Source organism: Lactobacillus sp. M0393, from assembly GCF_016102025.1.
GTDB classification, from domain to species: Bacteria; Bacillota; Bacilli; order Lactobacillales; family Lactobacillaceae; genus Lactobacillus; species Lactobacillus melliventris.
This window is the reverse complement of sequence record NZ_JACFPK010000008.1, coordinates 81,464-90,816: the sequence shown is the minus strand read 5'-3', so window position 1 is coordinate 90,816 and position 9,353 is coordinate 81,464. Positions and strand designations below refer to the sequence as shown.

Sequence of the window (9,353 nt, the reverse complement as noted above, 5' to 3'; positions counted from 1 at the left end):
ATTCAGTTGCTTTTGTCAAGCACTTTTTTCTGACTTATTTTTGCCGTCTTACCGGACAGCGTTTATTATCTTACTAAAACAATTGACTTTTGTCAACTGCTTTTGCTTGATTTTTTAACGCTATCTTCGTGCTCTTGCCTTGCGGCTCATTGCCCGACGACAGTTATTAATACTAGCAAGTATTTTCCTTTTTTGCAAGTCTTTTTTGCAAATTATTCAAGTGACTATCTTCTTTATTCATGATAAAGTTGTCATATCAACGTTTAGAGGGGAGTTTTCAAAATAAAAAAATTTGATTTAGCAATTATAGGAGCAGGTCCCGTAGGGTTATTCTGTGCCAATTTTGCTCATCTTCATGGTCTAAATACAATAATTTTTGATTCACTAGCTGAGGCTGGCGGGCAACCAAAACTACTTTATCCTTTTAAAGAAATTTTGGATATACCAGCTTACAGTTCTATTTTAGCTCATGAATTAATTACCAAATTACAAAATGATGCCAGACAACATACAACATTTGTTTTAAATCATCCAGTTAGAGCCATTGAGCAAAGTAACAATGAATTTGTTATCGATGACGACTATTCTGTTAGAAGCGTCATTATTGCCACTGGGACTGGGTTTTTCAGTCCTAAAAAATTTCCACTAAAAACGAACGAGGAAATTGAAAAAAGGATTCACTATTATGTTAAAGATCCCCAGGATTTTGCTCATCAAAAAGTAGGTGTCTTCGGCGGTGGCGATTCAGCTCTTGACTGGGCAATTGAATTAGCAAATCAACCGGCTGCCAAAATCAAACTAGTTCATAGAAGAAATGAATTTCGCGGTCTCGAATCAAGTGTCACCAAACTAAAAAGTTTAAAAAATGTTGAAATAAAGACCCCTTATCTTCCTAAATCAATTGAAATTAGAGATAATCAACTTAATATTAGCTTGAAAAGAATTGGAAGTAACGCTATTACTGACGAGCAATTTGATCAAATAATCGTTGGCTACGGCTTTCGAGCTAATAATCAGTTTGTAAAAAAATGGGGTGTTAATTTAGTTAATAACCAAATAGAAGTTTCTCGCTCTATGGAAACCAATATACCTGGTATTTATGCAATAGGCGATGTCACTACTTATTCTGGCCGAGTCCCACTTATTGGACTGGGCTTTGGAGAAGCACAAATTGCAATTACTACAATTATGCGTAAGCTTTTCCCTGAAAAGACCTTAACAATACATTCAACCAGCATTTAGGAGATGTTTATGACAGTAATCAATTTTATCTTGCATATCGATCACCATCTGATTGAAATAGTCAATCAGTTTGGCAATTGGACGTATTTGATTATCTTTGCCATTATTTTTATCGAAACTGGATTAGTTATATTTCCCTTTTTACCAGGTGATTCATTAATTTTTGCTGCCAGTTCTTTAGCAGTTAATCCTGCATACAAGTTAAATATCTGGTGGATTTATTTTGCAGTGCTGCTGGCAGCAATACTAGGCGATGCCTGTAATTATGAAATAGGTGCCTGGTCGGTTAGACAAGGCTCTAAGCATACCTGGTTTAATAGCTTAATCAATCAAAAAAATCGGACGGCAGCTGAAAACTTTTTTGAGCGGCATGGACCAATTACTATTGTTATTGGCAGATTTATCCCCTTTATCAGAACTTTTGTCCCTTTCATTTCAGGTGGAAGTAACATGCATTATGGTAAGTTTGCCTTATATAACGTAGTTGGCGGAATATTTTGGAGTGGTTTGTTCACAATACTTGGTGCCTTCTTTGGCAACATCCCTTTTGTCAAAAATCATTTCTCAATGTTAATACTTGCAATAATTATAATCTCGGTTCTGCCGCTTTTTATAGTATCGTTAAAAAAACGGATTAAAAATAAAAAGGAGTTCCATTAAGGACTCCTTTTTATTTTTGTAATAATTTATCAGCAAAATACAATTCATAGACGATACCGGCAATCGCAAAACAAGAAGCAAAAAAACCTTCTGTGAGCACATTAATAATCGGATCTGTAGCGGGATCAAATAGCCAAGTATTGCTGCCAGCAAAAAACAAATGATGAAATGTAATAAAAAAGTTATCAAAATTTGCCAAAGCAAACGGTAAAACGGCAATCGGCAATAGTAAAAATAATAACGCCCAAACCTTATTTAAGCGCAAAAATTTTTGATTTTGTCTTTTACACCAAAAATATATGACCAAACAGCACAAGAAGGCAACGATCGCCAAAACAAATAATTTTTTGACATCAGCAAAATGCCTGGCAGCCATTGCAGACGTATGAAAATCACGCATGTGCAGCTTACGCTTAAATGGCCAAATGAGGTACCACAACAACTGATTATAACTATTCATCACTTGTTCAATCGATAAATTGACTGTTTTATTTGTTTTTTGCACTAATACAAATACAAATAACAGTGGCCAACTTGCAATAAGGGCTGTCACCACACTAGTAGAAATAGCAAAAATAAAATGATAAATAATAGTAAATATATTATTTCTTTTGCTCATAATTTAACCTGATCCAAACTGTCAACTACAATTGTCGGCTGCCTTTTTCCTTCAATGTCAGCCAATTTTGTAATACCCGTCGTTACTAGTAATTGGTCAACATGACTGTTAAACCCAGCCTTAATATCAGTATCGTAGCTATCACCTACTAAAAGTGCATCTTCTTTAGAAAACTGTAGTTTAGCTAACAGCATATCAATAATCACGGAAGACGGCTTACCGATAAAAAATGGCTTATGGCCACTAGAAGCTGCAATCATCGCACACTGAGAACCATTACCGGGCAATAAACCTTTTTCACTAGGCAAATTCAAATCAGCATTAGTCCCAATAAAAGTAGCACCATTCCTAATTGCAGTAGCGGCCACTTGAATTTTATGATAAGTCAAGTCCGTATCCATCCCCACAATCACGTATTCGGGATTAAAATCAGTGACTTCAAAAGCAGAATTTTGCAAAAATTCACGCCATAAACCAATTTGACCTATTATATAAATACCGATTTTACTTTGCCGCTTCTTTTCACGGTTTAAAATATAACTTACCGTTGCCATGCAAGGAGTATAAATGTGCGCAACATCGGTTTTAATGCCATGCGTTTTAAGCTTATCCACCACCATTTGTGGCGTACGAGTAGTATTATTAGTCAAAAAAATATAGCTTTTATGTGCCTGTTCAAGGCGCTTAACAAAACGAACACCTGCAGCAATAGTTTCCTTGCCCCGATAAATGGTGCCATCAAGATCAATTAAAAATAAACGGTAATCTTTCACTTATTTGCTGCCCTTCCTTTTTTTGATTACAAAAGAATGGTTATTCGCACGCTCTTTTTTTATTGCCACTGTTTCGGGCTTCTTTATCTTAGGTTGGCGAACATGGTAACTCTTAAACGATTTGTAAAGCTTCTTTCTGTGTATATTTTGTCCCCGATTTTTAAACGAATTTAGTCGCCTTTTTCTTTTATTATTATGATAATGATGTACTGGACTTAACAACTGCAAGATAAAATACGGACTGCCAGGATTACAATATTCAAGCAAATAATCCGCAATTGTTTGTTTTTTACGATCGATTGCAGCCTGAGCATTATCCTGGTAGAAACCTTTCAAACGCAAATGATCACTAGACAAGTCTCCTACAATAAAATCATATTGATCAAGATATGGGTCGTATTTTTGCCGCAAAAGTTCAAGATCCAGAGCATCATCCTTATTAACTATTACCTGGTACAATTGTTTGTTAATTTTTAACTGCTCATTATCCAAAGCCACTGCTGCCAGGGGATGGCGCAGAGGCTGCTCCTGGTCAAATTTATTTTCTTGTAGTTGATTACTGTTTATTTTTTTCACTATTATTTTCACTTCCAGTTATAGGGTATTTTTGTGCCAAATAGTCTCCAATCACCTCACGCAAGAATTGTGGAAACAAAAAGTCATTGTCGCCCACGATTGCGAGAGTTGGAAAAAACGGCACCAAAACATAATGATCCAAAACAGCAATTTGATATTCCTGGTATGGATCAACTTCTTTGCCGTTGACGAAGACTACTCTACTCATAGGGTCAAATTTAATACCCTTATAATGCATTTGACCAAATATTTTCCCCCGAAAACTCATTCCCTGCAAAGGGAATTGATCTAAAAAATGCCGGTTTTTTTCAATTTCCATAATTAGGCGCCATAGATCACTGCCTCTTAAAGTAGAACGCACTACATGCATTGAATGCGGTAAAGACTTTTGCAAATCATATTTAGTGATAATGCCTTTTTTAAAAGGGGTTAAGAAAAGACCCGAGCTGAGCATTGCCAAATCGGTTCCTGCAAAATGAGCAATTGCATTCATTGAAACTTGGATTGCAGCTTCACGGTCACCATCATATTTTTCGGGCAAATCAGCAACAAGTTCTCGACTCAAAATTTCTTTGCCCTTTTGCCTGTATCCTAAAATAGTGTCTTCATCAGCTGAATGAGACTTCATCAAACTGGTTGGTTCAACGTGCGGCGTAATCTTGCGTACATGGTGATTGTCATCAATTTCCATATACGTATTGCCTACATAGTTGCCCCATTTACCGGTTTGAGTAATCCAGACACCCTTAACTTCTTTACCATGGGGAAGCAAGTCGTGGCTATGGCCTCCCACAATCAAATCAATTTCTGGATAATTTTTGGCTAAAAAGGTATCCATATCTAAGCCAATATGAGTTATTAAAATTAACACGTCATATTGGCCTTTTATTTGTGGCAAAACCTTATCCATTGTTTCTTTCAGCATTTTGACGTGCCAGTGATTAGGTTCATAAGAAAGTGGGTATGCGGCAGTCAGACCGATGAGACCGATGCGTGTTCCCTTTTTTGTAGTTAAGATTTTATCCTGAACTGCCCAGTGAGGCAGAGATTCATCTTCTTCACGCAAATTGGCTAAAATAACGGGAAAATCGGCATGATCAAATAGTCTTTCTACTACAGCGTGGGAATTGGAAATACCTTCATTGTTACCAATAGTAATTGCGTCGTAATGAAAAGAATTCATTAATTGAATATTAGCCTGGCCATAAGTTGCATCAGTCAAAGGATGTGAGCGGTCCATGAAGTCTCCAGCATCAAAAGTAAACACCTGATCGACAGTTTGATCTTTTTGAGCTTCCCGCAAATACCGGCCAATTTTGGGAAAATGTTCGAAATGTGAGTGTAAGTCATTAGTATGTAAAATGCGAATTTTTTCCATTATCCTTGCTCTCTATCCAATTTGATTCGACTTTAAAACCATGTTATAGGCGTCTAGAACTTTTCCCTTAGGCTTTTGCCATTCTACCCAATCCGGATTTTCCCAATCATCTTCGTTTATCAAAGTCTCAAGTTTATAGTTCTGATTGATATATTCTTCATAAGTAACAAGGGCTTTAGTACGTGGAATATTTAATTGTAAAATACGAACACTCTTAATTTTTCCTCTGTCAGCTGCAAGTTCCGCTATACCATTCTGATCAATATTAGAAATTTCAAAATACTTGCTGCCGTCATTGCGCACAATTTCTTCAATTAAATCTAATTCTTCATATTGTTGCTTATTCATCAATATTCCCCGTATAAATTAAATCTGTGACATATAGCAAAAAATGTGCAACCATGCTATTGTAATTAACAACAGAGGTGTACACATGAAATATCAAAGCCAACTGTTTAAGGCTCTCATTTTTAGCATCATATTTATCATAACTAGTGGTTTCACTGTGGTCGGCCATCGCGGAGACCCCAGCAAATATCCTGAAGAAACTATTCAAAGTGACAACTCTGCCTTTAATTCAGGTGCAGACTACGTTGAACTTGACCTGCGCCTTTCTGCAGACGGTGAACTAGTTGTATCACATGATGATGACCTATTTCGAGTGACCCATACACATGCAATTGTATCACAAAATTATTGGCAGGCACTTAGCCAATTGACCTACGACAATGGTGAACATGTGCTGAGCTTACCAGAGCTATTTGAATATTATCAAAAAAAGCCTAATACCAAATTTATTCTTGAAACTAAAATTGACCATGGACTTGATCCTTCTTATGAATTAGAAGATCAGATTGCCGCCACTGTGAAGAAATATCATATGGAAAAAAGAATAATGATTCATTCATTTTCTGCAGCCAGTTTGTTTCATTTTCGTAAAATTATGCCCGATGCCTACTTAATTCTAATTGTCGGCAGTCTTAAACGAATGAATTTTAGTAATTTACCGCAAGTCAATGCCGTCAATGTTTCCTCTGACCTGATTTTAAATCATTCCTGGTTGATACATTGGCTACATCAGTTAAATAAACAGGTTTATGTCTGGACAGAAATGGACGAATCGCCTGATTTATGGCAATGGCTGATTAATAAAAATGTCGATGGCGTAGTAACCAATTTTCCCAGCACCGGATTTAAGTACAAGCTGGCTAAGGAAGGCACCAAAAAGTATGCTATCCACCGCAAAGGCAGCTATTTTGGCAAAAAGAAAGCCAAAACAATGATGAACCCTTATGTACAGAAAATGCAAAATAAATATGTTTATCCGGGACAAAAATTTCAAGTAATGTATGGTGTCAGGGCGCATAATCAACTTTATTATCAGATTGCAAATCAAACATTTATCTCAGCTGAGTTTGTCAACATGGACTTAAGACCAGCAGATATTGCACCTTATCAAAGTAAGCAAATTATTGCTAAACCGCAAAAAGATGTTCGAATTTATCGTTACCCTGATAATCAAGCCAAAACAAAAAAATTGCTACCGGCAAATACTCTTTTTAAAATTCAGAATTTTAATGGTAGTCCTAAAAGTTTATGGCTTTTTACCTCCCAAGGTTGGATCAAAGCACGTGATATTCTTTTCTATGGTTTCTTTGACGACGCAAATTGGCAAAATTATCGCCGCTTGCCGCGAATGAGCCGTTATTCAAATATTGCTTTAACTCCTTATTTACAGCTGCAACCAGCAAAGACGTTAAACACGTGGCAGAAGATCAAGCAAATTAAAAAAATAACTACTAAAAAAGTGCTGCATAATTAACTGCAACACTTTTTGTGTGAATAATATTATTCATTTGTAGTACTTTGCTTTTTTAATATCTCATAAGAAAGCTCAATTTGCTTCTCTGGCACTTCTTCATTATTCATCAATTTAGTCAACATTCTCATTGCCACCGCTCCAATATCATAAAGCGGCTGACGAATGGCTGTTAGCGCTGGGCGCACAACTGAAGCAATTTGTGTTGCGCTGGCTGTAATTATTTCTAAATCTTCCGGCACTTTTTTACCAGCATCAATAGCAGAATTCAAAATTCCCACTGCAGTGACATCACGACTGACAATCACGCCATCAATACCGTCCTGCTCCAGTTGGGATAATAAATTATAGCCATCAGAATGGTCTTTAATCTTAGTATAGATATGACCTTCCCCTAAACCATGATCAGCCATAAATTTTTTGTAAGCCGGAATTCTATTTTCAGCGCTAACCACAGTATCTGGATTGCCTAAGACTAAGGCCAAATTTCTCCTGCCATCATTATACAGTAGGTTTAAAGCTTCTGTATCGGCCTTTTGATAATCAATCGCAACTGATGGAAATTCACTGTGACTATCTTTAGTACCAGCTAAAACCACTGGCGTATCAGTCCGTTTAAAGGCCTCAACCGCTTCTTCCGGCAAATTGTCTGACATGTAAATCACACCATCGACCTGCTTATTAAGCAATCCCTGAATTGCCTGATCTTCTCTCATTAAGCGGTTTTCAATACTGGTGATAATAATGTTGTACTTATATAAAAGCGCAATATCATCAATTCCTTTTGACAATTCCGCAAAATAAAGATTAGTTAAATCCGGCACGATTAAACCAACCGTAGTGGTTCTTTTAGATGCCAGTCCTTGTGCCACCGCATTTGGCTGGTAATGCAACCGGTTGATTACCTTCATTACCCGTTCGCGAGTGTCTTTACGCACATTTGTATTGCCGTTAACAACTCGTGAGACAGTAGCCATTGAAACTTTAGCCTCACGAGCAACATCATAAATTGTAATATCCTGTTTTCGCATTTTGGTTCCCCCATCTTAAAATTACTAGTATAAAATTTATCATTCTTTCTCACAAATTGCAAACGTTTACAACTATTCTTTCATTTTTTCAGGTCTAGAACATGATATACTGATTTTAATCATAAAATCAAGATGGAAGGAAGAAGCTATGAACTTAACTAAATTACAAGAATGGCTGCAAAGTACCAATTGCGATGTTGCCTACATTTCTAATCCAACGACAATTGCTTACTTTACAGGATATGACATGGAGCCACATGAACGAATCTTTGCCCTTTTAGCATTTAAAGATCAAGATCCGTTCGTCTTTGTTCCAGCTTTAAATGTTGAAGAAGCTAAAAATTCAGCTTGGAACGGTGATGTATATGGTTATCTTGACTCAGAAGATCCCTGGGCAATTATTGCTGACAAAGTGAAAAGCAGAACCAAAGATTATCAAAAATGGGCTTTAGAAAAAAATAACCTCTCTGTTTCCCATTATCAACTCATCCATGAGCAATTTCCAGATGCTAATTTTGACGGTGATGTTTCTAATTTTGTTGCAAAAATTCGCTTATATAAAACACCGGAGGAAATTAAGCAATTGCAAGCCGCTGGCCGTGAGGCAGACTTTGCTTTTCAAATTGGTTTTGACGCCATTAAGGAAGGTGTTACTGAAAGGTATATTGCTGGTCAGATTGAATATCAGCTAAAGGTACAAAAAGGCGTAATGCATGAAAGTTTTGAAACCATTGTACAAGCCGGTGCCAACGCCGCTAATCCTCATTTAGGTCCTACTATGAACAAAGTTAAGCCTAACGAACTGGTATTGTTCGATCTGGGCACTATGCATAACGGTTATGCTTCTGATTCCAGTAGAACAGTTGCCTATGGTGAACCATCAGCCAAAGAAAAAGAAATTTACGAAATTGATCGTGAAGCTCAACAAGCTGCAATTGACGCGGTGAGACCGGGAATGACAGCTTCTGAACTAGATAGTGTTGCTCGTGATATTATTACTAGAGCGGGCTATGGTGAATACTTTATTCACCGCTTGGGTCACGGCATTGGTAAAGAAGTACACGAATACCCTTCAATTGTTCAAGGCAACGATTTGATCATTGAAGAAGGTATGTGTTTTTCAATTGAACCTGGTATCTATATTCCTAACGTAGCGGGGGTTAGAATCGAAGATTGTGGTGTTGTAACTAAAAACGGCTATGAACCATTTACTCATACAAGTAAGGAACTAAAAGTTTTACCTCTTTAAATAAAC

At 36.9% G+C, this 9,353-nt stretch carries 10 protein-coding genes; 4 read left to right on the top strand and 6 right to left on the bottom strand.

From position 1 onward, the window contains the following. The first annotated feature begins 282 nt into the window (after nt 1–282). Nucleotides 283–1,242 (top strand): NAD(P)/FAD-dependent oxidoreductase, encoded by a 960-nt coding sequence (locus H3R29_RS08130; RefSeq protein WP_198203033.1) that lies wholly within the window; start codon nt 283–285, stop codon nt 1,240–1,242. 9 nt (nt 1,243–1,251) lie between these two features. Beyond that, a complete protein-coding gene (locus tag H3R29_RS08125) occupies nt 1,252–1,902 on the top strand; it encodes a VTT domain-containing protein (RefSeq protein ID WP_198202986.1) in 651 nt (216 codons plus the stop codon). A gap of 10 nt (nt 1,903–1,912) precedes the next feature. Here the strand turns inward: H3R29_RS08125 and H3R29_RS08120 are convergent, their stop codons facing one another. From H3R29_RS08120 to H3R29_RS08100, 5 genes are read right to left on the bottom strand one after another with little or no spacing between them, the layout of a single operon-like run. Then, entirely contained in the window at nt 1,913–2,521 is a 609-nt protein-coding gene (locus tag H3R29_RS08120) for a TIGR01906 family membrane protein (RefSeq protein ID WP_198202987.1), read from the bottom strand. Further along, a complete protein-coding gene (locus tag H3R29_RS08115; RefSeq protein ID WP_198202988.1) occupies nt 2,518–3,294 on the bottom strand; it encodes a TIGR01457 family HAD-type hydrolase in 777 nt (258 codons plus the stop codon). Before H3R29_RS08115 ends, H3R29_RS08120 begins: the two co-directional genes overlap by 4 nt. Beyond that, nucleotides 3,295–3,873: a YutD family protein gene (locus H3R29_RS08110; RefSeq protein WP_110446688.1), complete on the bottom strand. Its 579-nt coding sequence runs from the start codon at nt 3,871–3,873 to the stop codon at nt 3,295–3,297. It lies immediately after the preceding gene. Next, a complete protein-coding gene (locus H3R29_RS08105) occupies nt 3,851–5,248 on the bottom strand; it encodes a bifunctional UDP-sugar hydrolase/5'-nucleotidase (RefSeq protein WP_198202989.1) in 1,398 nt (465 codons plus the stop codon). Before H3R29_RS08105 ends, H3R29_RS08110 begins: the two co-directional genes overlap by 23 nt. A 12-nt stretch (nt 5,249–5,260) precedes the next feature. Next, entirely contained in the window at nt 5,261–5,596 is a 336-nt protein-coding gene (locus tag H3R29_RS08100) for a hypothetical protein (protein WP_198202990.1), read from the bottom strand. 85 nt (nt 5,597–5,681) lie between these two features. Here H3R29_RS08100 and H3R29_RS08095 point away from each other — a divergent pair, with 85 nt between their 5' ends. Then, complete coding sequence (locus H3R29_RS08095; RefSeq protein WP_198202991.1) at nt 5,682–7,070, top strand: glycerophosphodiester phosphodiesterase; 1,389 nt, start codon at nt 5,682–5,684, stop codon at nt 7,068–7,070. 26 nt (nt 7,071–7,096) lie between these two features. Here the strand turns inward: H3R29_RS08095 and H3R29_RS08090 are convergent, their stop codons facing one another. Then, nucleotides 7,097–8,098, bottom strand: coding sequence for a substrate-binding domain-containing protein (locus tag H3R29_RS08090; protein WP_046324460.1), 1,002 nt, complete (start codon nt 8,096–8,098; stop codon nt 7,097–7,099). A 148-nt stretch (nt 8,099–8,246) separates the two neighbouring features. Here H3R29_RS08090 and H3R29_RS08085 point away from each other — a divergent pair, with 148 nt between their 5' ends. Continuing rightward, nucleotides 8,247–9,347 carry an aminopeptidase P family protein gene (locus H3R29_RS08085; RefSeq protein ID WP_198202992.1) on the top strand — a complete coding sequence of 367 codons (1,101 nt, stop codon included), beginning with the start codon at nt 8,247–8,249 and terminating at the stop codon, nt 9,345–9,347. Nucleotides 9,348–9,353 lie beyond the last annotated feature (6 nt).

Coding starts and splice junctions, on each gene's coding strand:
- H3R29_RS08095 (WP_198202991.1), top strand. CDS start 5,682: ATGAAATATCAAAGCCAACTGTTTAAGGCTCTCATTTTTAGCATCATA.
- H3R29_RS08120 (WP_198202987.1), bottom strand. CDS start 2,521: ATGAGCAAAAGAAATAATATATTTACTATTATTTATCATTTTATTTTT.
- H3R29_RS08090 (WP_046324460.1), bottom strand. CDS start 8,098: ATGCGAAAACAGGATATTACAATTTATGATGTTGCTCGTGAGGCTAAA.
- H3R29_RS08085 (WP_198202992.1), top strand. CDS start 8,247: ATGAACTTAACTAAATTACAAGAATGGCTGCAAAGTACCAATTGCGAT.
- H3R29_RS08105 (WP_198202989.1), bottom strand. CDS start 5,248: ATGGAAAAAATTCGCATTTTACATACTAATGACTTACACTCACATTTC.
- H3R29_RS08125 (WP_198202986.1), top strand. CDS start 1,252: ATGACAGTAATCAATTTTATCTTGCATATCGATCACCATCTGATTGAA.
- H3R29_RS08100 (WP_198202990.1), bottom strand. CDS start 5,596: ATGAATAAGCAACAATATGAAGAATTAGATTTAATTGAAGAAATTGTG.